The organism is Buchnera aphidicola (Chaetosiphella stipae setosa), from assembly GCF_964059095.1.
Taxonomy (GTDB): domain Bacteria; phylum Pseudomonadota; class Gammaproteobacteria; order Enterobacterales; family Enterobacteriaceae; genus Buchnera_J; species Buchnera_J aphidicola_BP.
In genome coordinates, this window is record NZ_OZ060394.1 from 404147 (window position 1) to 430780 (window position 26634).

Genomic DNA, 26634 nt, shown 5'->3' on the forward strand with positions numbered 1-26634 from the left:
CTCCTTAACTTTTTTTAACCGCTGGCCTAATAATTAAATTTCCACCTAAAGCTCCAGGAACTGAACCCTTAACTAAAAGATATTGTTCTTGAGAATTTATTTCTATAATAGACAAACTTTGTACAGTAACTTTTTTATTCCCTAAATGACCGGCCATCTTTTTTCCTTTAAAAACTCTTCCAGGAGTCTGATTTTGACCAATAGATCCAGGAGCTCTATGAGATAAAGAATTTCCATGTGAAGAATCTTGAGAAGAAAAATTCCAACGTTTAATTGTTCCAGAAAATCCTTTACCTTTAGAAATTCCTGTAATATCCACTTTTTTATAATCTTTAAAAAAATCAACAGAAATTTTTTGACCTACTGTAAAATTATCTTCCTGAGATACTTTAAACTCCCACAAACCACGTCCAGGTAAAATATTATTTTTTTTAAAATGACCTAATTTTGGCTTATTTAAAGCATTAAACTTTTTAATTCCTGTTGTTAATTGTATTGTTAAAAATTTTTTTAAAGACTGGTTTTTAATTTGTGTTACTCTATTCTCAGTAATTTCAACAACAGTTACAGGAATAGATCCTCCATCTTCACTAAAAATTCTAGTCATTCCAAGCTTTTTACCAACTAATCCAAACACAGTTTTATAAACTCCTAAAATAAAGTTATTAACCTAAACTTATCTGCACATCAACTCCAGCAGCAAGATCTAATCTCATTAAAGCATCTACAGTTTTTTCAGTCGGTTCAACAATATCAATTAATCTTTTATGAGTGCGAATTTCATACTGATCACGCGCATCTTTATTTACATGAGGAGAAACTAAAATAGTAAATTTTTCTTTTTTTGTAGGCAAAGGAATTGGACCACATACTTGTGCTCCTGTTCTTTTTGCTGTTGCAACAATTTCTGCAGTAGAATAATCTATTAACTTGTGATCAAAAGCTTTAAGACGTATTCTAATTCTTTGGTTCTGCATAATATCAGAACTCCAATTATTGGATTATAATAAAAACTAAAAATCACTCTCTTTTATAAATTAGAGAGTATTTTAGAATAATTTATTCTAATAAAACAATTACTGTATATTAGAATTTTAAAAAAAACTAAAAAAATCAAAAATTATTGATTATTATTTAAATAATATTATAAAAGTAATATTTTTACAAATTAATACTAAATATATAATTTTAAAAAAAAAAAAAAAATAAAAAACTAATTTTTGTGAAAAGAAATAAAAAAATATCGCAAAAAAAAATCAAGAAAAGTCCACTCTTTTCTTGATTTTTATTAAAAATAAACGAAAATTTTATTTAAATTAAATTAAAAATTAACTAATTATTTTAGAAACTACTCCGGCACCCACAGTTCTTCCTCCTTCTCTGATAGCAAAACGTAATCCTTCTTCCATTGCTACTGGATTAATTAAAGTGACAGTAATTTTTACATTATCTCCAGGCATAACCATTTCTGTATCTTTTGGTAATTCAACAAATCCTGTAACATCAGTTGTTCTAAAATAGAATTGTGGTCTATATCCTTTAAAAAATGGAGTATGTCTTCCACCTTCTTCTTTTGATAAAACATAAACTTCAGATTCAAATTTTATATGCGGTAAAATACTTCCTGGTTTAGATAAAACTTGACCTCTTTCTATATCATCACGTTTTATTCCTCTCAATAATACACCAATATTTTCACCAGCACGACCTTCATCTAATAATTTTCTAAACATTTCCACACCAGTACAAATTGTTTTAGTAGTGGGTTTAATTCCTACTACTTCTACTTCTTCTCCAACTTTTATAATACCTCTTTCAACTCTTCCAGTAACCACAGTACCTCGTCCTGAAATTGAAAAAACATCTTCAATAGGTAATAAAAAAGATCCATCTACAGCTCTTTTTGGTTCAGGTATATAATTATCTAAAAAATTTGCTAAATCTATTATTTTAGATTCCCATTTAGGATCACCCTCCAAAGCTTTTAAAGCAGATCCACGAACAATCGGAGTATCATCTCCTGGAAAATCATATTGTGTTAAAAGATCCCTGACTTCCATTTCTACTAATTCTAAAAGTTCTTCATCATCTACCATGTCACATTTATTTAAAAAAACAACAATATAAGGAACACCTACTTGTCTTCCAAGTAAAATATGTTCACGAGTTTGAGGCATAGGACCATCAGTAGCAGCAACAACAAGTATTGCTCCATCCATTTGAGCAGCACCTGTAATCATATTTTTAATATAATCAGCATGTCCTGGACAATCTACATGCGCATAATGTCTACTTTTAGTATCGTATTCTACATGTGAGGTATTAATTGTAATTCCTCGTGCTTTCTCTTCTGGAGCATTATCAATTTGATCAAATGCACGTGCTGATCCACCATAATTTTTAGATAAAACAGTTGTAATAGCTGAAGTTAACGTTGTTTTACCATGATCAACGTGACCTATAGTTCCAACATTGATATGCACTTTTACCCGTTCAAATTTTTCTTTTGACATAATTTTCCTTTCAATAAAATATAAAATAACAATTTCTTTTTTTTTTAAAATATTTTTTATTTTTTCTTATTAATAATCTCTTCAGCAATATTATTAGGTGCTTGAGAATACTTTAAAAATTCCATTGAATACAAAGCTCTCCCTTGAGTTTGAGAACGTAAATCAGTAGCGTATCCAAACATTTCTGATAAAGGTACTAAAGATTTGATAATCTTTATATTATTATTATTCATCATATTTTCAATAATACCTCTTCTACGATTTAAGTCACCAATAACATCTCCCATATATTCTTCAGGAGTTTCTACTTCTACAATCATGATTGGTTCTAATAAAATTGGTTTTGCATTTTTAAATCCTTTTTTAAACGCAATAGAAGCAGCTAATTTAAAAGCAATTTCAGAAGAATCTACATCATGATATGAACCATCATTTAATCTAATTCCAACATCAACGACTGGATATCCTGCTAATGGACCAAATTTTAATTGTTCTTGAATGCCTTTATCTACTGCAGGAATATATTCTCCTGGAATTACTCCTCCTTTAATTTTATCAATAAATTGATACCCATCAGATCCAGGTTCTAAAGGGAAAATATCTATTACAACATGTCCATATTGACCACGACCTCCAGATTGTTTAATATATTTTCCTTCAACATTTTTTACTTCAATACTAATTGTTTCTCTATAAGCAACCTGTGGTTTTCCTATATTTGCATCCACCTTAAATTCTCTTTTCATACGATCAACAATTATCTCTAAATGTAATTCTCCCATACCAGCAATAATTGTTTGATTTGATTCCTGATCAGTCCAAACCTTAAATGATGGATCTTCTTTTGCTAATCTATTTAATGCAATACCCATTTTTTCCTGATCAACCTTTGTTTTAGGCTCAACAGCAATGGAAATAACTGGTTCAGGAAATTCCATTTTTTCTAAAATTATAACATTATCTGGATCACATAAAGTATCTCCTGTACTCACATCTTTTAAACCAATTGCTGCAGCTATATCTCCTGAAAAAACTTCTTTTATTTCTTCTCTTTTATTCGCATGCATTTGAACTATTCTTCCTAATCTCTCCATTTTATCTTTAATAGGATTAAAAATTGTATCTCCAGAACGAATAATCCCTGAATAAACTCTAAAAAAAGTTAAGTTTCCAACGTAAGGATCAGTAGAAATTTTAAAAGCAAGAGCAGAAAAAGGTTCTTTATCTTTAGCAATTCTAATAGCGGGAGTATTTTTAGAATCATTTAAAACTCCATTGACATAATTGACATCAATTGGTGAAGGAAGATAATCAATAACAGAATCTAACAATGCTTGAACACCTGTATTCTTAAAAGACGATCCACAAGTTATTAAAATAATCTCATTTTTTAAAGATTTTTTTCTTAATACCTCTTTAATTTCTTTTTCAGAAAAACTTTCTTCATTAAAATATTTATTCATTAAATCTTCACTAAAATCAGCTACCAATTCAATAATTTTATTATTCCATTCTTGAGCTTGTAATAATAAATTTTTTGGAATATCCTTGTAAACAAAAGTAATTCCTTTATCTTTTTTATCCCAATAAATAGCTTTCATTTTAATTAAATCTACAATTCCAATAAAATTCTCTTCTGAACCAATTGGTAACTGTATTGGAATTGGTTGAGCTCCTAATCTTTTCTGAATTTGATTTACTACATTAAAAAAATTTGCTCCTAAACGATCCATTTTATTTATAAAAGCAATTCTTGGAACATGATATTTATTTGCCTGACGCCAAACAGTTTCAGATTGTGGTTGGACCCCTCCAACAGCACAATATATCATAATTACTCCATCTAGAACCCTCATTGAACGTTCAACTTCAATAGTAAAATCTACATGACCTGGAGTATCTATTATATTAATTCGATGAGGAGAATATTGATTCGCCATTCCTGACCAAAAAGCTGTAGTTGCAGCAGAAGTAATAGTAATACCTCTTTCCTGTTCTTGTTCCATCCAATCCATTGTCGCTGCTCCATCATGTACTTCACCAATCTTATGATTAACTCCAGTATAAAATAAAATTCTTTCTGTAGTCGTTGTTTTACCAGCATCTATATGCGCGCTAATTCCAATATTTCTATAATTTTTAATAGGTGTCAATCGTGCCATTCTATTCCTTAAGATTTTTATTACCAACGATAATGTGCAAAAGCTTTATTAACTTCTGCTGTTTTATGTACTTCTTCTTTTTTCTTAACAGCATTTCCTTTATTAGATATTGCGTCAAATAACTCGTTCAATAATCTAATAGACATTGATTTATCTGTTCTTTTTCTAGCTGATGATATAATCCATCTCATAGCTAATGCATTACGACGTACTGGACGAACTTCTATTGGAACTTGATAAGTTGATCCACCTACTCTTCTAGATTTTACTTCAACTACTGGACGAACTTTTTCTAATGCACTTTCAAAAGAATCTAAAGGATCTTTTCCTGTTTTTTTTGATAATTCTTTTAAAGCGTTATAAACAATTACTTCTGCAAGAGATTTTTTTCCATTTACCATAAGTATATTAATAAATTTACTTAGAAGTTCAGAAGAAAACATCGGATCCGGTAATATTTTTCTAGAACCAATCACTTTACGACGAGGCATAGTCTCTCCTTTGTTAAAGTAAAAATTTTTGTAATTTAACTATATTTAAGTTTTCTTTCTTTTAACTCCATATTTTGAACGCCCATTTTTTCTTTCTTTTACTCCGGAACAATCTAAAGCGCCTCGAACAATATGATACCTTACTCCCGGTAGATCTTTTACTCTACCTCCGCGAATCAATACAACTGAATGTTCCTGCAAATTATGACCTTCTCCACCTATATAAGCTGTAACTTCTAATCCATTAGTTAATCGTACTCGACAAACTTTTCTAAGAGCAGAATTTGGTTTTTTAGGAGTGGTAGTATACACTCTTAAACAAACACCTCTTTTTTGTGGACATTTAGATAATGCTGGAACATTACTTTTAAATTTCTTTTTCTTTCTAGATTTTCTCACTAATTGATTTAAAGTAACCATAATATTTCCAATTTTAATTTAAAAAAATTTTAAATAATTTCAATACATTTTATTTATATATTACCAAAATAATTGTTTAGGATGTTTTTCAGTTAAAATAACAAAACCCTCATAATCAACTGGAATAAACAATTTTGAAACATTTAAAATGTTAATTCCTCTTATATATAAATCATTTAATAAAACATAATTTCTTTTAGTTTTTAAAGTAAAATTTTTTAAAAAAATATTATTTATAATAGAAAATATTACACCGTCTTGAATTGTAATTAAATCATCTTTTTTTGAAAGAGAATTAATAAGTAATTTTATATCACTTCTAAAAGGAGTATTTATTAAAATATGCAACATAAAATCTCCTTAAAAAGTTAAAATATGATTAAATGCATTTACTTTTTTCATAAATTTTTTTGTATTTAATACCTTGACTTTCAAAAAGAAATTTTTTAAATTTAAAATACCTCTATTTTTTAAAGAACTTTTTTCACAATAATAATTTTTAACTCCTAAAAAAAATAACATTTTAAATTTATGACTATAATCAGAAAAATAAGATTTTTCTGTAATTTTTTTTTTATAAATTTGAAAAATTCCATCACTCAAAAAAAAAATACCTATTTTTTGAATATATGAAGTTAAAGAAATAGCTAAATTTAAACCTTCTTCACCAATCACATTTCCATAAGGAGCATGTGAAAAAATAACGGCAACTGTAGTTTTCATTAAAATACTTTTAATACCTCAAAAAAATATAAAAAAAATAATAAAAAAATTAGAACTTTATTACTCGATCAGATTTTTGAATATCCCTTGATAATTTCTCTAAACTAGAAATTCTAAAAAAAATATCTAAATTTCCTACTGAAGTATTTTTTCTAAAAAATTTTTTAAAATCTATAATTCCTTGTTTTAGTAAAGAACTATAACAAACATGCAATTTAATTTTATTTTTTAAACTAAAAATTATCCATTTCCTTCTAATATCTATATCTTTTTTATTAAAAAATAAAAATTTATTTGCATGTAACGCTCCATCACAATAAAAAAAAATATTTTTTATAAAATGTATTCGTCTCATAATTAATGCACGTGAAAATAATAATGCACTAATTGAATTTTCTACACTATATACAGAACTTGTAATAATTACAGTATAAATCAAAAAAATCTCCTACACTTTAAAAAATTTATATCATCTTAAAAATTTATATATAAAAATAAATTTTTAAAATATTTTTTATTATAAAATTATCAAAAAATAAATATAAAATATATAATTTTTAAAAAAAAAATTTTAAAAACAATTTTATTAGAATAAATTCTTTTTTTTAAAAAACTCTATTTTCATAAATATAAATTTTTTTTTATAAGAAAAATAATGTATATTAACTATCATCCATTGTAATGATACTTTTAAAAATTGCAAAAATGAAAAATAAAGATCTAATTAAATTAACTTGGATTAGTTTTTTATCCTATGCATTTATAGGTGCATTAGTAACTATGACAGGTCTAATAATACAAAGTTTATCAAAACAATTTAATATTTCTATTACACAAGCAAGCAATATTTTTAATTTTTTAAATTTTGGAATTTTAATTTCAATTTTCTTGCATGCATGGTTTATAGAACTTCTTTCATTAAAAAAACAATTATTTTTTGGATTTATAATCATATTTTTTACAACAATTATATTAATTTTAACAAATAATTTAATAATTTTTTCTTGTAGTATATTTATCTTCGGATTTATTTCTGGAATTACATTATCTATAGGTACTTTTTTAATCACTCATCTATATCATGAAGAATCACGTCTAGAAAAAATGTTAATCATGGATTCATTTTTTAGTATATCTGGAACAATTTTTCCCATAATAAATATTTTTTTTACTTCATATCATATAAAACCAAAATATATATACTGCTTAATTAATTTTATATATTTTACAATTTTTTTTATTTCTCAATATATCAAATTTCCAAAATTTATTATAAAAAAAGAAAAAGATAATCAAAAAAATTTTACAATAAATACAACTTTATTGTATTTTTCTGCTTTAATATATATTTTAGGACAATTAGGATTTATATCCTGGGTTCCTGAATATTCATCTAAATATATGCATATAAAAATTGAACAATCTGGAAAAATTATTAGCAGTTTTTGGATAAGCTATATGATCGGAATGTGGTTTTTTAGTTATTTTTTAAAATTTTTTAATTTAAAAAAAAGTATTATCTATATATCTGGATTATCTACAATAATTATGTTTTGTTTTATTCAAAATACAAATTATATTTTTTCTTTAATATTAATATCTTTATTAGGGTTTTTTTCAAGCTCAATATATAGTTCAATTATTATTTTATCATCTATACAAACAAAAAATCCTTCTCCTAAAATAATTAATTTGACTTTATTTTCAGGAACAATTGGAACTTTATTAACATTCATAATTACATCTCCTATAGTAAAATATAAAGGCGTAAAATTTTCTTTAATTATTTCTAATATACTATATTTTATCGTATTTTTAATTTTTATTGTTTTATATTTTTTAAGTAAAAATTCATATAAAAAAATTTTAAAAAAATAAAAAATTTTTATATATTTTAATAAAAATTTATTAAAATATATAAAACATGAAATTTCATTGATATTTTTTAAATAATCCTAAAACTTTATATATTTTTGCTAAAGTTTTTTTCGCTATTTTAGACGCTTTATAAGATCCTTCAGAAAATATTTTATATAATAATTTCTTTTTATTTCGATAAAAAAAGAACTTTTTTTGAATTTTTAAAATATTTTTTTCTACAATATTATACACTTCTTTTTTTAACTCAAAATATGATTTTCCCAAAAAATGTTTTTCTAATTCACATAAAGAAATTCCACTTAAAGTAGATAAAATTATTAATAAATTAGATATTCCAGGTTTTTTATACATATCAAAAACTATTTTTGGAGGTAAATCAGAATCTGTAACAGAAGATTTAATTTTTAAAAAAATATCTTGAGGGTCTTCCAATAAAAAGATTGTACTTTTAACATTCTTATCAGATTTTGACATTTTTCTCTTAGGATCTAATAAAGACATAATTCTCGCACCCGACTTATAAATAAGGATATCAGGAATTTTAAATATTTTTCCATAAATAGAATTAAATTTATTTGCTATATTTCTAGTTAATTCTATATGTTGCTTTTGATCTTCTCCAACATGCACTTTATCTGTTTTATATAAAAGAATATCAGATGCCATCAATACAGGATAATTAAATAAACCAGAATTAATGTGTCTTCGATAATCTAAAATTTTACTTTTAAATTGAGTCATTCGAGTTAATTCTTGATAAGAAGAATAACAACTTAACACCCAATTTAATTCCGAATGTTCACTTACGGAAGATTGTATAAAAACAATACTTTGATTTGGATCAACACCACACGCTAAATATAATGCTAAAGTATCCAAAATAGACTTCTTTATCGATAAATTTTCTTTTTTTTTTTTAAAAGAAGTTAAAGAATGTAAATCAGCAATACAAAAAATACATTTATAATCTTTTTGTAAATATTTCCAATATCTTAAAACACTAATATAATTCCCTATCGTTAAATTTCCTGAAGGTTGAATGGCACTAAATAATGTTAATTTTTTTTTTTTCATTATATTTTTTAATTTTTAATTAAAGTAAAAATTTTTAACAGTTATTCACTATAAAAATTATTTATTTCATGTCGAATATTTTTAATAACTAATTCATAATTTAAATTTTTAAAAATATAAGAACCCATAACTAAAATATCTACTCCTGATTTTAATAAAGAATGTACATGACAAATTTTAACTCCTCCATCAACAGAAATATATATTTTTCGTTTACTTAAATTCACTTTCCTTTTAATTTCTGCAATTTTTTTCAAAGTGTTAAAAATAAATTTTTGTTGAGGATAACCAGGATCAACTGACATAACAAGAATTAAATCTAATTTATCTATTACATAATCTATAATATCAATAGAAGAAGTAGGATTTAAAGCGATTCCTGTTTTACATCCATTTTCTTTAATAATATCTAGTGTTCTATTTAAATGATAAGTAGATTCCGGGTGAATAGTAATAAAAGTTGCACCAGATTTTGCAAACAAAAGAATTAATTTATCTACAGGTTTAGCCATAATATGTACATCAATTGGACAAATAATATTATTTTTTCTAATAGAATCCAATATCATCGGTCCAAAAGTTAAATTAGGAACATAATGATTATCCATCGCATCAAAATGAATCATATCTGCTCCTGCTTCTAAAACGTTTTTTATTTCTTTTCCTAAAATAGTAAAATTAGCTGATAAAATTGAAGGAGATAAAAGTATTTTTTTCATTTTTTTTATAACCATAATAAAATAATAATAAAAATTATTATTAAAAATTATATTTGTAAAAAAGAACTTTTTATTACAGATAAAATAATTTTTTCATTAATATTATCATAAATTTTTACTTCTCCAATTCTATTAGGTAAAATTAATCTTAATTGACCTAAAAGATTTTTTTTATCTCTTTTCATATATATAAGATAATCATTAGGAGACATATTTTCAGGAGGAGAAATAGGTAAATGAAATTTTTTAAATAAAGAAATTATTCTTTTTAATTTCTGTGTATCTAATAATCCCAACACTTCAGAAGTTTTAGATGCTAAAATCATTCCTATAGAAATAGCTTCTCCATGTAAAAATTTTTTATAATTAGTATATGATTCAATAGCATGCCCATAAGTATGACCAAAATTCAAAAATGAACGCAGATTCTTTTCTTTTTCATCTAAAGACACTACTTTTGCTTTAATTTTACAACATTTCTGTACGCAATATAATAAACTCTTTTTTTCTAAATTTATTAATTTTAAAAATTTCTTTTCTAACCATATAAAAAATTTTTTATCAAAACTAATAGAATATTTAATAACTTCTGAAAATCCAGAAAACAATTCTCTTTTTGATAAAGTAAACAAAAAAAACAAATCAATAATAACAATTTTTGGTTGCCAAAAAGTTCCAATCATATTTTTACCTAAAAAATGATTGACTCCAGTCTTTCCTCCAATAGATGCATCTACTTGTGAAAGCAAAGTTGTAGGAATTTGAATAAAATCAATTCCTCTTTGATAAATAGAAGCAACAAACCCTGTAATATCTCCTATTACTCCACCTCCAAAAGCTATTAAAACAGAATCTCTTCCATGATTCTTTTTTAATAATTCTTTTATAATATAATCTACTGTTTTAATCGATTTATATATTTCTCCATCAGAAATTGAGATTACATCAATTTTAATTCCTTCTTTTTTTAAAATTTGAATAATTTTATTAGACCATAATTTTAATAAAGTATTATTTGTAATTAAAATATATTTTTTTTTTATATTAAAAAAAGAAAAAAAATTTTTTTTATTAAATATTTTAAAACCAATAATAATTGAATAACTTTTATCTTTCAAAGGAACTAAAATTTTTTTTATCATAATATTATCTTATAAAAATTATTGTAAATTAATAAATATTTATAAATCTAAAGATTTAATAATATTTTGAACAATAGTTTGTGCGCTATAATTATCAGCATTAATTATAATATCAGAAATCTTTCTATATAGATGATTTCTTTCTTCTCCTAACCTTTCTAAAGTAGATTGTAAAGAACCTTTCATTTGTAATAAAGGTCTATTTTTATCATTTCTTGTTCTTGCTAATTGTTTTTTAATCGTTATATTTAAATAAATAACTATACCTCTTGATGAAAGATATTCTCGATTTTTACTAGAAAGAACAGTTCCTCCTCCAGTAGCTAAAACAATTCCTCGTTTATTCGTTAATTCAGAAATAATTTTAGATTCTCTTTTTCTAAATCCTTCTTCTCCTTCTATATCGAAAACCCAATTTATATCTGCTCCGGTTCTTTTTTCAATTTCTCGATCAGAATCATAAAATTTCATTTTTAGATTCTTGGATAAATATCTACCTATAGTACTTTTTCCCGCACCCATAGGACCTATTAAAAACAAATTTTTATTTTTTTTCATATGAATATTATATAATAATGTTAAATTATTGAATATTTTCTACATAAAATAAATTATTTAAAAAAAAAAATTTTATATAAAAAACTAATATGTAAAAATAAATAATTTCTTTCAAGTTAATACAAAAAAATTTTATCTAAATTTCATCTTTGATGCATCTATTAAAATTTTTTATTTAAAAACTTTGAAATGAAATTTTTTTACTATTTGTTATAAAAAAATATTTACTTTGATAAATAAAAAATCTTGACGTTCAGTATTTTTTTATTAGAATAATAAAGATACAAAAAAAAAAAAAAAAAAAAAGAAAAAAAAATAAAGGTGAGATGTCCGAGCGGTTTAAGGAGCACGCCTGGAAAGCGTGTATACGAAAAAATTCGTATCAAGGGTTCGAATCCCTTTCTCACCAAAAATTTTCTTTATAAAATTTTATCTTAAAAGTAATTCTAAAGAAAGCTTAGTTGCATTATACAAAGTTCTTTCTCTATCTTTAAAAGACATTTTTTCTTTAGTAAAAATACAATCAGAAACAGTACATATTGATATTGCTTTAAAATTTAGTTCAGCAGACAAACTATATAGAGCTGCAGTTTCCATATCTATTCCTAAAATTTTAAACTTTTTCAATAAATTAAAAAAATTTTCATCTTGTCCATAAAAAATATCAGTAGAAAAAATATTTCCAATATGAACATTAAAATGATTTTTTTTAGAAATTTGATAAGCATTATAAAGCATTTTAAAATCAGAAATAGCAGTAAAATTATAATTATTAAAACGTAATTTATTGATTGAAGAATCAGTAGACGCACCCATTGCAATAATTACATCTTTAATTTTAACTAATTTACCAATTCCTCCACATGTACCTAAACGAATAATTTTTCTTACAGAATATTCATTAACTAACTCGTGAATATAGATTGATAAAGAAGGCATTCCCATTCCATGACTCATGACAGAAATTTTTTTGTCTTTATAATATCCAGTATATCCTAACATTAACCGTATAGAATTAATTTTACATGAAGATTGTAAAAAATTTTTAGCAATATATTTAACTCTTAATGGATCTCCTGATATGATCACTTTATTAGAAAAATCTTTTTTTTTAGCATTTATATGTAAGGAAACCATACTAAAATCCTATTATGAAAAATATAGTAAAATAAATTTTTTATTTTATCAAAAACTATATTAAATTTTTCAGAAGTTGCTTTAGAAGATATTAAAATATTTTAAAGAATACTTAAAAATTTTTTATATTTATTTTTTTTAGTATATTTTTTTATTTTTTGATTTTTTTTAATCTAAATATTTTTATTATAAAAATGCATTATACAATAAAATTGAAAAATTCTCTCAAATATAAAACTATACTTTTTACAAAAAAGATAAAATAATCAATATTAAACAGTAATATTCAATAAACATCATCATGAAATAATGATTCTATAAATAATTTAAAAAATAATTTTCTAAAATTTTTTATTATATTCTTCAAAAACCTTAAATATCTTCTAAAGAATTTTATAAAAAATTTACATATAATAAAATTTCTTTTTAAACTTCCTCCAAATTATTTTCTCTGCCATAATTCAATCTATATAAAAATGTTGTAAAAAAATTTGATGTATTTAAAAGTAAAAAAAAAATTATAGAAAAATTTCTTATAATATATTTTATTTACACAAAAAAATTTTTTTCAAATTTTTGAGAAATATTTTCTCAAAAAAATAATCTATATTAAAAATATTAAAATTTTTTAATCTCTGAAAAACATATATCTTTATATTTATCTTGAATTAAATTTAATTTAAAAACATTTGTAGTAAAAAAAATTATTTCATTATCACTATCGTATGCTAAAAATGAATTATTTTCTTTTTTAAATTTTTCTAACAAATTTTTGTTCGCACTAGAAATCCATCGAATAAGAGATACATTAGTTTTTTTATATTTTGCAAAAATATGATATTCATTTTTTAATCTTTCTAAGATTACATCAAATTGTAATTTTCCTATAACTCCTACAATTAAATAACTGTTTATAAAAGGTTTAAAAAAATTTACTACTCCTTCTTCTGATAATTGTTTTAATCCTCGTAACAATTTTTTATGCTGAAAAGAATTTTTTAAATAAATTATTTTAAAAAATTCTGGAGTAAATTTTGGAATTTCTATAAAATTAATTAATTCACCTTCTGTAAAGGTATCACCAATTTTAATGTCTTGAGTACTATGTATTCCAATAATATCTCCTGGATAAGCTTTTTTAATAAAAAATCTCTCTCCAGCAATAAAATTCATTGCATGTTTAATTACTTTAGTAGTTTTTGTTCTTACATGAAAAAATCTCATACCTATTTGATATTTTCCTGATACAATTCTTATAAAAACAATTTTATCATGATGTCGAAGATTCATATTTGCTTGTATTTTAAATACAAATCCTGAAAAAAACTTTTCAAAAGCACATACCTTTCTAGTTAAACTATTTCTATTTTTAGGATAAGGAGCCCATGAAATAATTTTTTTTAAAACTTCTTGAATACCAAAATTATTCAATGCACTACCAAAAAACACTGGAGTCACTTCTCCTCGTAAAAATTTCTTTTTATTAAAAATATTATAACCAGATTTCACTAAATCAATCTCTTCAAAAAACTTTGAAATTTCATTTTTTTGAAAATATTTCTTTAAAAAAAGATATGTAAATTTTTTAAATATTTTTTTTTTTAAAGAGTTTTTTTTATATAAAGAAATTGTATTATTATAAATATTGTACGTTCCTTTAAAAGATTTTCCGCAACCAAGAGGTAAATTTATTGGAGCACAAAAAATTTTTAATTTCTTTTCAATATCATCTAAAATCGTCAAAAAATCATGAGTATCTCTATCCATTTTATTAATAAATGTAATTATTGGAATTTCTTTCATACGAGCTACTTTCATTAATTTTTTCGTTCTAGATTCAACACTTTTAGAACCATCTATAACAATTAAACAACTATCCACCGCAGTTAATACTCTATATGTATCTTCAGAAAAATCTTCATGACCAGGTGTATCTAATAAATTTATATGATGTTTTAAATAAGAAAATTGCATAACAGAAGTGTTTATAGAAATTCCACGCTTTTTTTCAATATCCATCCAATCTGATCTAGTATGCTTTTTTAATCTCTTAGGTTTAATAAAACCAGCTTCATGAATCACATTCCCTATTAATAAAAATTTCTCAGTAATCGTTGTTTTTCCTGAATCAGGATGAGAAATAATAGCAAAAGTTCGTCTTGTTTTCACTTTTATTTTATTTTTTTGATCTAAAATTATTTTTTTCATTAAATCAAATTTTCTCTCATAAATTTAAAAATAAATTTTAGTAAAAAATTATATATTGCTTTAAAGAATAAATATTCTTACAAATTTATATTTCATATATTTCAAAAATTTTAAAAAAAATAAAAATTTATTAAAAAATTTTAAATAATAAAAAAAAAATAAAAAAAACAATTAATATAAAAAATATCTATACTTAAAAAAATAAATTACTATATATTTAAAATTCTTAATCTTTTAAAATTAAAAAATATATTAAAAATTTAAAATTTTCAAAAAATCTATAAAAAATATAAAAATAAATCATTCTTATTTAAATTTTTTCAAAAAATTTTGTTAAAAACCATATTAATTAATAATTAATACTATAAAAAACTAATTTATCATTAATAATATGAATTATTATCATGTTTATGATTTGTAATATCAATTACTTGAGTTAATTTAGGAAAATTATTTAAAAGACGTTTTTCTACCATTTCCTTTAACGTCGTATTTACCATTGAACATCCATTACAACCGCCTTGAAATTCAATCATTGCTTGATTTTTATTATTAATTTTTATTAATTCTACTTTTCCTCCATGCGAAAAAAGAAAAGGATTAATATTTAATTCAATAAAAAAATTAATTTCTTCTTGTAAAGAATTAAATTTATTATTTAAAGATTTTTTTAAATCAGGAGAGCTTAATATTAATTCAAAATTTAAATTATTCTTAATCAATTTTATTTCTGAATTTTGTAAATATGGAAAATCTTGTTTAGAAACATATATATTAAAATCATTAAATTTAATTTCTTTATATAAAGAAGATAGATTATTTATTTCAATATATTCCATATGACAAGAAGCATTTTTTGTACCTAAATTTTTAATAAAAATTTTAATATGTGTATTTTTTTTTCTTGAAAGTAAATTAGAAATATACTTTTGTGCGTTTTCTGATATTTTAATCATTACTTAGATTATTTGAAAAAATAAGAATAAATTAATTTTATATGAAAAATAAAATTAAATATACACTTAATTAAAAAATTTAAATTTAAAGAAATGTCTTATAAAAAATTTATATAATAAAATAAAAATATAAATAAATTTAATTTTTAAAAAAATACAAATGAAAAATAAATTTACTATAATATTAATACATGGATTAGGATTTAATAAAAAAATATGGTTTTATTTAAAAAAAAAATTAAAAAAAAATTTTAATATAAAAATATTAAATTTACATACACCAAAAAAAAAATATCATTTCTATTTAGAACTTCAAAAATTTATTCAAAAAAAAATTTTATATATACCTAAAAATTCTATCTTAATAGGATGGTCTTTAGGTGGTTTACTAGCTTCTATATTAACTCTAAAAATTCAAGAAAAGATAAAATTACTTATTACAATTTCTTCTTCTCCATGTTTTATAAAAAAAAAATCATGGACAGGATTAAAAATAAAAAAAATTAATAAATTAAAAAAAGAATTAATTTATAATTATCCTATTACTATTAAAAATTTTCTTAACTTACAAAAAAATTTATCTAAAAAAAATGAAAAAAAAATAAAAATTTTATATAAAAAAATTATAAATTATAAACAACCAAATACTCAATCTCTTAATTTCAACACAAAAATTTTAAAAAAAATAGATACAAGAAAATTAATTAAAAAAATAAATATTCCAATATTTAGAATATATGGAAAATTTGATATTATAGTTAAAAAAAATATTAAAAATTCTGTAGATCATATTTTAAAAAATAAGAACTCTATTATTTTAGATAAATCAAATCATGCTCCTTTTATATCTAACTTCAATTTATTTTATAAAATTCTGATAAAAAAAATTAAAAAATATATTTCATTAAAATAAAAATTTTTTCAAACTTTCGTTATATTAGATAATAGAATCATTATTCTAAATAAACGAAAGCTGAATATTTTATATATAAATTATTTTTTTAAAACGGAATTTCATCCTCAAAATCTATATTTGAATCATCATGTAATAAAATTTTTTTTTCATCGTTAATAGAATTTTTTTTATTTATAACATTCTCTTTAAAAGATTGCTTAAAATCATTTTTTTGATTATCTAAATTATTTTGACGAGAACCTAACATTTGCATAGAACCATTCATATTCACAATAATTTCTGTAGTATATCTTTCTAAATTATTTTTATCTTTCCATTTTCTTGTCTGTAAAGAACCTTCAATATACACCTGAGAACCTTTTTTTAAATATTCACCAGCAATTTCAGCTAATTTTCCAAATAAAACTACTTTATGCCATTCAGTTTTCTCTCTATTTTCTCCAGTATTTTTATCTTTCCAATTTTCTGAAGTAGCTAAATTTATATTTACTACAGCTGAACCATTTGACATATAACGAATATCTGGATTTTGTCCTAAATATCCTATTAAAATTACTTTATTAACACCTCTATTAGCCATAATCCAAAATCCTCTGCTATAAAAATTATCTAATTATTTAATACAAAAAATCAATATAAATATTTCCATAAATCTTAATGAAAATAAAAAATATTAAAAGATTTATTTAAAAAATATTAAAATAAACTACTTTCAAAGAAAATTTTTTTAGAAAAACATTTCTATTTAAAAAACAAAAAAAAAAAAAAAAAAAAAAAAAAAAAAATATATTTTTATTAAAAATAAATATTTTATTTCTACAATAAAAAACATTTTTTTTATTTTTTAAAATATAATTAAAAATTAAAACAAAATTTTTTTTTAATTAAATATAAAAAAAATAATATGCATTTTAAATTTCTCTAAAATAATTTTTTAAAAAATTATTTTTTAAAAAAAATAAATTTGAATAAAGAAAAAATAATTAAATGTTTTAAAATCATAAATATTCAAAAAATTTTACATATCAAATATATTGGTGAAAAAATTCATTATGTCTATAAAAAATAGAAAATACCATAAAAATATAGTTAATCAAAAAACTCCACCTCACTCAATTGAAGCAGAAAAATCAGTTTTAGGTGGATTAATGTTAAAAAATAAAAAATGGGACAAAATATTTGAAACGATAAAAAAAAAAGATTTTTATATTCTCTCTCATCAAATAGTCTTTGAAGAAATGGAATTCTTGATCAATTCTAGAAAACCCATAGATTTAATTACACTTTCAGAATCTCTTGAAAAAAAAAAAAAACTAAAAAAAATTGGAGATTTTTCTTATTTAACTGAACTCTCAAAAAACACTTTTAGTACATCAAATATTTCTGCTTATGCAAAGATAATAAAAGAAAATTCCATTCTTCGCGAATTAATTTCTACTGGAAATAAAATTAAAAAAATCGGATATAACTCAAAAGGAAAAAAAAGTACAGAAATCTTAAATTATTTAGAATCACGTATCTTTTCCATAACAAATAAAAAAAAAAAGAATAAATTAAAAAATATAGAAGAAATCCTCAATAAAACAGTTTCAAATCTCGAAAAACTCCTTAAAGAACCACATAAAAAAATTACTGGTATTGATACAGGATATCATGACATTAATGAAAAAACATTTGGGCTACAACCATCTGAATTAATTATTATTGCATCTAGACCATCTATGGGAAAAACAACTTTTGCAATGAATCTATGTGAAAATATTTCTATGTTGTATAAAAAACCAATACTAATTTTCAGTTTAGAAATGCCTAGTGAACAAATTATGATAAAAATGTTATCTTCTTTATCAAGAGTAAAACAAAAAAATATTCGAACAGGTAAAATAAGTGATAAAGAATGGTCTAGAATTTCTAGCACAATAAACATACTGCTAAAAAAAAAAAATATATATATAGATGATTCTTCTAGCTTAACACCTAATGAAATTCGATCAAGATCAAGAAAAATATATAAAAAACATCAAGGAATTAGTTTAATAATGATAGATTATTTACAATTAATGAACGTTCCAAATTTAACAGAAAATAGAACATTAGAAGTAACAGAAATTTCTAGAAACTTAAAAGCTCTAGCAAAAGAACTAAAAGTTCCAATTATCGCTTTATCTCAATTAAATAGATCATTAGAACAAAGATCAGATAAAAGACCTATCAACTCAGATTTAAGAGAATCTGGATCTATTGAACAAGATGCAGATGTCATTATGTTTATATATAGAGATGAAATTTATAATCAAGAAACTAATTTAAAAGGAATTGCAGAAATAATTATTGGAAAACAAAGAAATGGACCGATAGGAACAATCCGCTTAACTTTTAATGGAGAATGTTCAAGATTTGATAACTATGCTGAAAATATATATGAGAATAAATAAAACGATTCATTTTACACTGAAAAAATTATTTTATAAAATATAAATTTATTTAAATTTTATTTTTTTTTAAAAAAAATAAAAGAAAATTAAAAAAAAATATTCCAAAAAAAAATTTTGATTAAATCAGGAAAAAATATAAATGAATATTATAAATTTTAAAAATCATCTTTTGATTTCTATGCCTCAACTGAATCATTCGTTTTTTTATCAAACTATAATATATATATATCAAGATACTGAAAAAGAAATTAAAGGAGTGATAATAAACAAAAAAATAAATAATTTAACAATACAGGAATTTTTTCAACAACTTAAAATTAAATCTATCAAAAAAAATATATTTAAGAAAATAAATAATCCAATTATTTTTGGCGGTCCTATAGAAAAAAATAAAGGATTAATACTACATTCTTTTAAAAAAAATTTTCTCGCAGATATATATGTTTCAAAAAAAATTTCAATCACATCATCAAAAGATATTCTAGAAAATTTAAACGAAAAAAAAAAATTTAAAAAATTATTAATTATTTTAGGACATTGCTCATGGAATAGGAAACAATTAAAAAAAGAAATATTAAACAACAATTGGCTTTTAATAACAGCAAATAAAGATATATTATTTAATACTTCTTTAGAAGAAAAATGGGGAAAATGTATAAGAATATTAGGAATTAAAAATTTTTATGCACTAACAATAGAATATGGAAAAATATAAAATGATACTTTTAGCATTTGATTTTGGAACAAAAAATATTGGAATAGCAATTGGAGAATATTTAACTAAAACTTCCCGTACATTAACTTGTATACCAGCAAATAAGAACACCTATTGGATTGAAATACAGAAGTTAATCTTAGAATGGAAACCGATAAAAATTATTATTGGATTACCTTTAAACATTCGAGGAAAAAAACAAAAAACTACTATTAAAGTAAAAAAATTTGCTGTACAATTATTAAAAAAATTTAATATTCCAATATATTTACATGATGAAAGATTTACAACAAAAGAAGCAAAATCTATTTTATTTAATAAATATGGACAAAAAAAATTTAATTCTCACACAATAAACTCTACTTCAGCTTTAATTATTTTAAGAAGTTGGTTATACGAAAATATGCATATAAATTTAAAAAAAAATGTCAAAAATAATAAAAAATATTAAAAAAATAAAAAAAGAAATTTTATATTTATCTCAAAAATATAAAAAAAAATTTCCAAAAATAAAATTGTTAATTGTTACAAAAAAACAAAAAATTAAAACTCTTAAAACACTTATAAAAAATAAATATTTATCTTTTGGAGAAAATTATTTACAAGAAAGTTTAAAAAAAATAAAAAAATTAAAAAAAAAAAAAATAAAATGGCATTTTATTGGAAAAATTCAAAGTAATAAAACAAAGATTATAGCTAGAAAATTTTCCTGGTGTCATACAATAGATAGAAAAAAAATTGCATTCTTATTAAATAAATATCGTACAAATAAAATTCCTCCATTAAAAGTTTTAATACAAATTAATATAAGTAATGAAAAAACAAAAAATGGAACTTCAATCAAATCTCTTTTTAAATTAGCGAAATATATAAAAAATCTGAAAAATCTCAAATTAAAAGGTATTATGGCTCTTCCAAATATACGAAGATCTTTTTTAAAAAAAGATGAATATCAAGAAATAAAAAATTCTTTTAAAAAAATGAAAAAAAAATATAAAAATATAGATACATTATCTCTCGGAACAAGTCAAGACTTTAAAAAATCTATTTTATCTGGAAGTACATTAATTCGAATCGGAAAAAAAATTTTTTCTGAATAAAAACACAGAAAAATAAATTACAAAAAAATTTACTAAAAAAATATTAATATGACAATTCCATTAAGTTTATATATTCATATTCCTTGGTGTTTGAGCAAATGTCCGTATTGTGATTTTTATTCAAAATCAATAAAAAAAAAAATACCTGAAAAAAAATATATTAAAAATCTTTTATTAGATTTAAAAAATGACATAAAATTAATTCGTTCGAGAAAAATAATTTCTATTTTTATCGGAGGAGGTACTCCAAATCTGATACATCCAAATTATATAAAATATCTTATACAAGAAATAAAAAAAACAATTCAATTTGCTAAAAATATAGAAATTACTTTAGAAGCAAATCCAAAATCAGTAAATGAAAATGTTTTCTTAAAATATACAGAAGCAGGAATTAATAGATTATCTCTTGGTATTCAAAGTTTTCATGAAAATCTTTTAAAAAATATCCATAGAAAATATTCTTTTCAAGAATTAATTCATACAATTAAATATATAAAAAGAAATAAATTTAAAAATATAAATTTTGATTTAATGTATGGTCTTCCTCAACAAAAAATAAAAGAATCATTACAAGATCTTTCATATGCTATAAAATATCAACCAACACATATATCATGGTACCAACTATCTATTGAAAAAAATACAAGTTTTGGCCGAAAAAAAACTATTTTACCTCATGAAAAAAAAATTCTTTTAATGTGTAAAAAAGGACAAAAAATTTTAAAAAAAAAAAAATTTATACAATATGAAATTTCATCTTATGCAAAAAAAAAAAATCAATGTAAACATAATCTAAATTATTGGAATTTTGGAGATTATCTAGGAATTGGATGTGGAGCACATAGTAAAATTACTTTAAAAAATAAAAAAATTCTTAGAATAACAAAAAATAAAAATATACAAAAATTTCTTCATGGAGAATATATACAACAACAAAATATAGTTAAAAAAAAAAACATTCCATTTGAATTTTTCTTAAATAAATTCCGTTTAAATTCTCCATGTTTAAAAAAAAAATTTATAAAACATACTGGTTTAAAAATAAAATACATCGAAAAAAATATTCAAAAAGCAATACAAAAAAAATATATCATAGAAACAAATAATTCTTGGAAAACTACTAAAAAAGGAAAAACATTTTTAAATAATTTATTACAAATATTTATCCTATAATGTTTTTAATAAATTTTTAAAAAAAATAATTTAAAAAATTTTTTGATAAATTATTTCATAAATTTTATTTTTTTTTATACAAGCATATTTTTTATAACGTGTATAACAATTATTTTTTTTTACATAATAAGATCTAAAATCTTTCGATAAACATTTTAAACCACAAGTTAAATTAAGAACTTTAATAATATTTATAGCATAAGAAAAACAATCAGTAACAATATGAATGATTCCTTTTATACTTAATTGTTTTAATAAGCAATTAATAATATTTTTTTGTATCATTCTTCTTTTATAATGTTTCCTTTTAGGCCAAGGATCTGGAAAAAATATATTAATTATATGAAAAAAAAAATTTTTTAAATAATTTTTTAAAAAATAAATAAAATCTAAATAAATAATTCTTACGTTATTTAAATTATTTTTATAAATTTCCTTTAAACAATAACATATTCCTGGAATATATATTTCAATTCCTAAAATATAAATATTTTTATATAACTTTGCATAATTTACTAAAGATTCTCCGAAACCAAAACCAATATCTAAAATTACTGGAATATTTTTATTAAATATTTTCTGTATTTTAAAATGTTTATCTGTAATATTTATTCCAATTAAAGGCCAAAGAGAGTCTATAATTTTTTTTTTTTTTAAACTTAATTTTCTTGATCTTAATTTAAAAGTCTTAATATCAAAAGATTTTTTTTTTAAAGAGATATTCATAAAATCAAAATTCATATAATAAAAGTTTTTCCAAATAAAAAAATTTAAAATTATTTTTATAAAAAAAATTCTTTTAAAATTTTTATCTGCATTTTAGGTATCTAAATATTATGAACTATATTTTTAATTTTTCAAGAACTATGATAAATTGGTTTCATTTTCATGGAAGAAAAAATCTCCCTTGGCAAAAAAAACCAAATGTATATAAAACTTGGATTTCTGAAATTATGCTACAACAAACACAAGTACAAGTAGTAATTCCATATTTTAAAAAATTTATAAAAAAATTTCCAAATATAAAAATTTTATCTAAAAATTCTTTAGACGCAATTCTTTTTATATGGAGTGGTCTTGGATTTTATAATAGAGCAAAGAATATTTATTTAACATCTCAAATTATTAAAAAAAAATATCAGAATAAAATTCCATTAAATTATCCAGATTTAATCAAATTACCTGGAATAGGAAAATCTACTGCAGGAGCGATTTTATCATTAACATTTAATTATCATTTTCCTATACTTGATGGAAATATAAAAAGAATATTAACAAGATTTTATAAAATTAAAGAAAATAATTATCAATTGGAGAAAAAATTATGGAAAAAAATTAATAAATTATTACCCATACATCATTCTAAAAAATTCAATCAATCTATGATGGATTTAGGAAAACTAATTTGTAAAAAAAAACCTATATGTAACAAATGCCCACTAAGGAAAAAATGTCTATATCTTACAAGTGTCAAAACGCAAAAAAAAAAAATAAATAAAAATAATAAAAATAATAAAATTAAAAAATGCTTTTTCTTATTAATAAAATATAAAAATTTTATTTACTTACAAAAACAAAAAAATAATATTTGGAAAAATTTATATTATTTTCCTTTATTTTTTCAAAAAAAAAAATTAATAAATTTTATAAAAGAAAAATACACTTATGAAAAAAAAAATAAGATCAGACAATTTGTTCATCATTTTAATAGTTATTCTTTTTTAATTCAAACAAAAATAATTCATATAAAAAAAAAAGAAAATAAAAGAAAAGGAGAAATTTGGTTTAACTTATTACATCCACAAAAAATCGGAATTCCTTCTCCTGTAATAAAAATACTAAAAAAAATAAAAATATAAAAAATAAGAGATATTTCTATGAAAAAAAAAATATATTGTCATTTTTTTCAAAAAAAAATGACAGCATTAAATCATAAAATTTATCCAGGAAAGTTAGGAGAAAAAATACATAATAATATTTCAAAAAAAGCCTGGAATTTATGGAATAAAAAACAAATAATTTTTATTAATGAAAAAAAATTAAATATGTCAAAAACAAAACATCAAAAAATTTTAGAAAAAAAAATGATAAATTTTCTTTTTAAAAAAAAAAAATCCTGTAAAGAAGACATCGAAAAATATTAAAAAAATTTATGTAAATTTTTTTTTTAAATATTTTAAATATAATAATGTCTGATTTAATAAATTTTGACTTTTTCTATCATAAAAATATTTTTTCTTTAAAGAAAAAATATTTTTTAAATAACAGAATATTCTCTCTCTATTAAAAAAATTTTTTAAATAATTTTCCCAACGAAATTTCTCTTCTGAAGTTAAAAAATTAGGAAAATTACGTGCTTTAAAAAAAAAATTTAAATCTTCAAAACGTGTGTCATTCATAAAAATATTATGATTAATATTTTTACAATCAATATTTTCTCTAATTTTTTTCATTTTTATGCAATCAGAAAAATCAAAAAAATTTTCATACAATTTATCATCGCTATGATCAAAAGATTCATATGTCAAATTTATTTTTGCAATCTCTTTAATTTTATCTAAATTAAAAAATCGTTTTAATACATCAAAATTTCTAAAAAATTGATCTTGATTTAATTTTAACCTTAATATATCTTGATTCCTCAAGATTTTAACAGGAATTAAAATCGGAGAACGAGTTAAATTAATTAATCTCATACCAAAAGAAAATAAATTTTTTATATTCTTAGTTATTTTTCTTTTATTTTTTAAAAAAAAATCATTAGAATATTTGCGATCTAAATCAAATACAATCAAAAGATTCTTATTTTTTACAGTGAAAGTTAAAGGTAATACACGGCAAAAATTACTATTTTTTGATCCATAATAAGGAGAAATATAAATTAATGGTTGCAAAAAATTTTTTTTAATCAAACGTAATAAATTTTTTTTTTTTCTCATAAAAAATAAAAAACGAAAAAAATTGAAATTTTTTTTTCTTAATAATTTTAAAAATTCTATAGTTGCATAAACATCAGATAAAGCATCATGAGCTCGATGATGAAGAAGATTATTTATTTTAGATAAATCTTGTAATTTAAAAGAAACACATTTTTTAGATTTATTAAATGGCCAAAAAATTCCAGAAGGACGTAATGCATAAAAAGCTCTTGTAACATTAATAACATCCCATCTAGTATTATTATTTTTCCAACTCCATGCATATGGATCAAAAAAATTCCTATAAAAAATATTTCTTGTAATCTCATCATCAAAAAAAATATTATTAAATCCTAAAATACATGTATTAGACTGAATAAAAATTTCATAAATTTTTTTTGCAAAATTTGATTCATTAGATCCATGTAAAACAGTATATTGAGGAGTAATAGAAGTAATTAATATTGACTCTGGATTTGGCAAATAATCTATAGAAGGGCGACAATATAATAAAATTGGATCAGAGATAATATTAAAATCAATATCCGTCCTTAAACAAGCAAATTGCGCAGGTTTATCTTTAACAGGATGTGTTCCGAATGTTTCATAATCATAAAATAAAAAACTATATTTTAAAAAATAATTCATAATTAATTATTTTCTTTAAGAAAAGATCAATTAAATATATAATATATACCATTAATAAGTAAAAAATAAAAAATATGAAAAACTCCAAAGAATCCTTTCAAGACGTTTTAAATGTAGTACATCTTATAAGAAAAAAAAATAAATTAAAAAGAGAAATAGAAGAACTAGGAAAAAGAATAAGAGATAATCAAAAAAAAATAACATTAATTGAAAATCTCAATGAATATATTCAACCAGAAATGAAGTATAAAGATTTTAAAAAAATTATTCTAAATATGAAAATAGATTACGAAGATAGAATAGATGACTATGTTGTTCAATGCGCAGAAATTTCAAAAAAAAAAAAGAAAATATCAAATGAATTAAAAGATATAAGCGTTTAATAAAAAATACGCTCCTCCGACTGGGCTCGAACCAGTGACATACGGATTAACAGTCCGCCGTTCTACCAACTGAACTACAGAGGAAAATTTAATTTTATTATAAATATTTAAAAAAATCAATTTTTTTTTATTTTTTTGAATCAAAAAAATAATTACTAGATTATTATTAATAATTCTATTATAATTTATATTATAAAAATTTTAATGTTAAATGCATAGGCCCTTTAGCTCAGTGGTTAGAGCAAGCGACTCATAATCGCTTGGTCGCTGGTTCGAATCCAGCAAGGGCCAAAATTTTTATTTAAAATTATTTTTATCAGTAATAATATTTGAAAATATTTTCTAAAAATTTAATAATA

Annotated in this window: 29 protein-coding genes and 3 tRNA genes; 12 read left to right on the plus strand and 20 right to left on the minus strand. The window is 21.3% G+C overall.

Annotated elements, in window-relative coordinates; translation table 11 throughout:
* Positions 1–4 precede the first annotated feature (4 nt).
* From rplC to tusD, 9 genes are all read right to left on the minus strand, one after another.
* Entirely contained in the window at positions 5–637 is a 633-nt protein-coding gene (gene rplC, locus AB4W52_RS01895) for a 50S ribosomal protein L3 (protein ID WP_367675262.1), read from the minus strand.
* A gap of 28 nt (positions 638–665) precedes the next feature.
* Positions 666–977: a 30S ribosomal protein S10 gene (gene rpsJ / locus AB4W52_RS01900; RefSeq protein ID WP_367675263.1), complete on the minus strand. Its 312-nt coding sequence runs from the start codon at positions 975–977 to the stop codon at positions 666–668.
* 351 nt (positions 978–1328) lie between these two features.
* Positions 1329–2513, minus strand: a complete 1185-nt coding sequence (gene tuf, locus AB4W52_RS01905) for an elongation factor Tu (RefSeq protein WP_367675264.1) — start codon at positions 2511–2513, stop codon at positions 1329–1331.
* 56 nt (positions 2514–2569) lie between these two features.
* Positions 2570–4675: an elongation factor G gene (fusA, locus tag AB4W52_RS01910; RefSeq protein WP_367675265.1), complete on the minus strand. Its 2106-nt coding sequence runs from the start codon at positions 4673–4675 to the stop codon at positions 2570–2572.
* A 20-nt stretch (positions 4676–4695) separates the two neighbouring features.
* Positions 4696–5166 carry a 30S ribosomal protein S7 gene (gene rpsG / locus AB4W52_RS01915; protein ID WP_367675266.1) on the minus strand — a complete coding sequence of 157 codons (471 nt, stop codon included), beginning with the start codon at positions 5164–5166 and terminating at the stop codon, positions 4696–4698.
* Positions 5167–5211: 45 nt separating this feature from the next.
* Positions 5212–5586, minus strand: a complete 375-nt coding sequence (rpsL, locus tag AB4W52_RS01920; RefSeq protein ID WP_367675267.1) for a 30S ribosomal protein S12 — start codon at positions 5584–5586, stop codon at positions 5212–5214.
* A gap of 60 nt (positions 5587–5646) precedes the next feature.
* The gene (gene tusB / locus AB4W52_RS01925; RefSeq protein WP_367675268.1) at positions 5647–5937 is read right to left on the minus strand and encodes a sulfurtransferase complex subunit TusB; all 291 of its coding nucleotides are present in this window, start codon (positions 5935–5937) and stop codon (positions 5647–5649) included.
* Between the two features lie 9 nt (positions 5938–5946).
* Positions 5947–6309, minus strand: coding sequence for a sulfurtransferase complex subunit TusC (tusC, locus tag AB4W52_RS01930; protein WP_367675269.1), 363 nt, complete (start codon positions 6307–6309; stop codon positions 5947–5949).
* 49 nt (positions 6310–6358) lie between these two features.
* Positions 6359–6748, minus strand: a complete 390-nt coding sequence (tusD, locus tag AB4W52_RS01935; protein ID WP_367675270.1) for a sulfurtransferase complex subunit TusD — start codon at positions 6746–6748, stop codon at positions 6359–6361.
* Between the two features lie 266 nt (positions 6749–7014).
* Between tusD and tsgA the strand changes: the two genes are divergently transcribed.
* Complete coding sequence (gene tsgA / locus AB4W52_RS01940) at positions 7015–8187, plus strand: MFS transporter TsgA (RefSeq protein ID WP_367675501.1); 1173 nt, start codon at positions 7015–7017, stop codon at positions 8185–8187.
* A 54-nt stretch (positions 8188–8241) separates the two neighbouring features.
* On the opposite strand, the gene trpS is transcribed toward tsgA, so the two are convergent.
* From trpS to aroK, 4 genes are read right to left on the minus strand one after another with little or no spacing between them, the layout of a single operon-like run.
* Positions 8242–9264 (minus strand): tryptophan--tRNA ligase, encoded by a 1023-nt coding sequence (gene trpS, locus AB4W52_RS01945; protein ID WP_367675271.1) that lies wholly within the window; start codon positions 9262–9264, stop codon positions 8242–8244.
* Between the two features lie 41 nt (positions 9265–9305).
* On the minus strand, positions 9306–9983 hold the full coding sequence (gene rpe, locus AB4W52_RS01950; RefSeq protein WP_367675272.1) for a ribulose-phosphate 3-epimerase: 678 nt from the start codon (positions 9981–9983) through the stop codon (positions 9306–9308).
* Positions 9984–10030: 47 nt separating this feature from the next.
* Positions 10031–11125 carry a 3-dehydroquinate synthase gene (aroB, locus tag AB4W52_RS01955; protein WP_367675273.1) on the minus strand — a complete coding sequence of 365 codons (1095 nt, stop codon included), beginning with the start codon at positions 11123–11125 and terminating at the stop codon, positions 10031–10033.
* Between the two features lie 39 nt (positions 11126–11164).
* The gene (gene aroK, locus AB4W52_RS01960) at positions 11165–11683 is read right to left on the minus strand and encodes a shikimate kinase AroK (protein ID WP_367675274.1); all 519 of its coding nucleotides are present in this window, start codon (positions 11681–11683) and stop codon (positions 11165–11167) included.
* A gap of 320 nt (positions 11684–12003) precedes the next feature.
* Here aroK and AB4W52_RS01965 point away from each other — a divergent pair.
* Positions 12004–12092, plus strand: a tRNA-Ser gene (locus tag AB4W52_RS01965).
* Between the two features lie 20 nt (positions 12093–12112).
* On the opposite strand, the gene deoD is transcribed toward AB4W52_RS01965, so the two are convergent.
* From deoD to AB4W52_RS01980, 3 genes are all read right to left on the minus strand, one after another.
* Positions 12113–12820, minus strand: a complete 708-nt coding sequence (gene deoD / locus AB4W52_RS01970; RefSeq protein WP_367675275.1) for a purine-nucleoside phosphorylase — start codon at positions 12818–12820, stop codon at positions 12113–12115.
* 618 nt (positions 12821–13438) lie between these two features.
* Positions 13439–15028 (minus strand): peptide chain release factor 3, encoded by a 1590-nt coding sequence (locus AB4W52_RS01975; RefSeq protein WP_367675276.1) that lies wholly within the window; start codon positions 15026–15028, stop codon positions 13439–13441.
* 383 nt (positions 15029–15411) lie between these two features.
* Positions 15412–15984, minus strand: a complete 573-nt coding sequence (locus tag AB4W52_RS01980; RefSeq protein ID WP_367675277.1) for a NifU family protein — start codon at positions 15982–15984, stop codon at positions 15412–15414.
* Between the two features lie 160 nt (positions 15985–16144).
* On the opposite strand from AB4W52_RS01980, the gene AB4W52_RS01985 reads away from it, so the two are divergent.
* Positions 16145–16897 carry an alpha/beta fold hydrolase gene (locus tag AB4W52_RS01985; protein ID WP_367675278.1) on the plus strand — a complete coding sequence of 251 codons (753 nt, stop codon included), beginning with the start codon at positions 16145–16147 and terminating at the stop codon, positions 16895–16897.
* 88 nt (positions 16898–16985) lie between these two features.
* On the opposite strand, the gene ssb is transcribed toward AB4W52_RS01985, so the two are convergent.
* Complete coding sequence (ssb, locus tag AB4W52_RS01990; RefSeq protein ID WP_367675279.1) at positions 16986–17480, minus strand: single-stranded DNA-binding protein; 495 nt, start codon at positions 17478–17480, stop codon at positions 16986–16988.
* A gap of 472 nt (positions 17481–17952) precedes the next feature.
* Between ssb and dnaB the strand changes: the two genes are divergently transcribed.
* The 5 genes from dnaB (at position 17953) to hemW (ending at position 22326) form a co-directional block, all read left to right on the plus strand.
* The gene (gene dnaB / locus AB4W52_RS01995) at positions 17953–19335 is read left to right on the plus strand and encodes a replicative DNA helicase (RefSeq protein WP_367675280.1); all 1383 of its coding nucleotides are present in this window, start codon (positions 17953–17955) and stop codon (positions 19333–19335) included.
* Positions 19336–19474: 139 nt separating this feature from the next.
* Positions 19475–20050 carry a YqgE/AlgH family protein gene (locus AB4W52_RS02000; RefSeq protein ID WP_367675281.1) on the plus strand — a complete coding sequence of 192 codons (576 nt, stop codon included), beginning with the start codon at positions 19475–19477 and terminating at the stop codon, positions 20048–20050.
* Position 20051: 1 nt separating this feature from the next.
* Positions 20052–20501: a Holliday junction resolvase RuvX gene (gene ruvX, locus AB4W52_RS02005; RefSeq protein ID WP_367675282.1), complete on the plus strand. Its 450-nt coding sequence runs from the start codon at positions 20052–20054 to the stop codon at positions 20499–20501.
* On the plus strand, positions 20476–21150 hold the full coding sequence (locus AB4W52_RS02010) for a YggS family pyridoxal phosphate-dependent enzyme (protein ID WP_367675283.1): 675 nt from the start codon (positions 20476–20478) through the stop codon (positions 21148–21150). Before ruvX ends, AB4W52_RS02010 begins: the two co-directional genes overlap by 26 nt.
* Positions 21151–21198: 48 nt before the next feature.
* A complete protein-coding gene (gene hemW, locus AB4W52_RS02015) occupies positions 21199–22326 on the plus strand; it encodes a radical SAM family heme chaperone HemW (RefSeq protein ID WP_367675284.1) in 1128 nt (375 codons plus the stop codon).
* Between the two features lie 30 nt (positions 22327–22356).
* On the opposite strand, the gene trmB is transcribed toward hemW, so the two are convergent.
* Positions 22357–23052, minus strand: a complete 696-nt coding sequence (trmB, locus tag AB4W52_RS02020) for a tRNA (guanosine(46)-N7)-methyltransferase TrmB (protein WP_367675285.1) — start codon at positions 23050–23052, stop codon at positions 22357–22359.
* Positions 23053–23159: 107 nt separating this feature from the next.
* On the opposite strand from trmB, the gene AB4W52_RS02025 reads away from it, so the two are divergent.
* Both AB4W52_RS02025 and AB4W52_RS02030 read left to right on the plus strand, forming a co-directional pair.
* Positions 23160–24185 (plus strand): A/G-specific adenine glycosylase, encoded by a 1026-nt coding sequence (locus AB4W52_RS02025; protein WP_367675502.1) that lies wholly within the window; start codon positions 23160–23162, stop codon positions 24183–24185.
* 18 nt (positions 24186–24203) lie between these two features.
* Positions 24204–24470 carry an oxidative damage protection protein gene (locus tag AB4W52_RS02030; RefSeq protein WP_367675286.1) on the plus strand — a complete coding sequence of 89 codons (267 nt, stop codon included), beginning with the start codon at positions 24204–24206 and terminating at the stop codon, positions 24468–24470.
* Between the two features lie 6 nt (positions 24471–24476).
* Here AB4W52_RS02030 and sbcB read toward each other — a convergent pair whose 3' ends face one another.
* On the minus strand, positions 24477–25892 hold the full coding sequence (gene sbcB, locus AB4W52_RS02035) for an exodeoxyribonuclease I (RefSeq protein WP_367675287.1): 1416 nt from the start codon (positions 25890–25892) through the stop codon (positions 24477–24479).
* Positions 25893–25966: 74 nt separating this feature from the next.
* Between sbcB and AB4W52_RS02040 the strand changes: the two genes are divergently transcribed.
* The gene (locus AB4W52_RS02040) at positions 25967–26275 is read left to right on the plus strand and encodes a DUF496 family protein (protein WP_367675288.1); all 309 of its coding nucleotides are present in this window, start codon (positions 25967–25969) and stop codon (positions 26273–26275) included.
* Between the two features lie 11 nt (positions 26276–26286).
* Here AB4W52_RS02040 and AB4W52_RS02045 read toward each other — a convergent pair.
* Positions 26287–26359, minus strand: a tRNA-Asn gene (locus AB4W52_RS02045).
* 134 nt (positions 26360–26493) lie between these two features.
* Between AB4W52_RS02045 and AB4W52_RS02050 the strand changes: the two genes are divergently transcribed.
* A tRNA-Ile gene (locus tag AB4W52_RS02050) sits at positions 26494–26566 on the plus strand.
* The last annotated feature ends 68 nt before the right edge of the window (positions 26567–26634 follow it).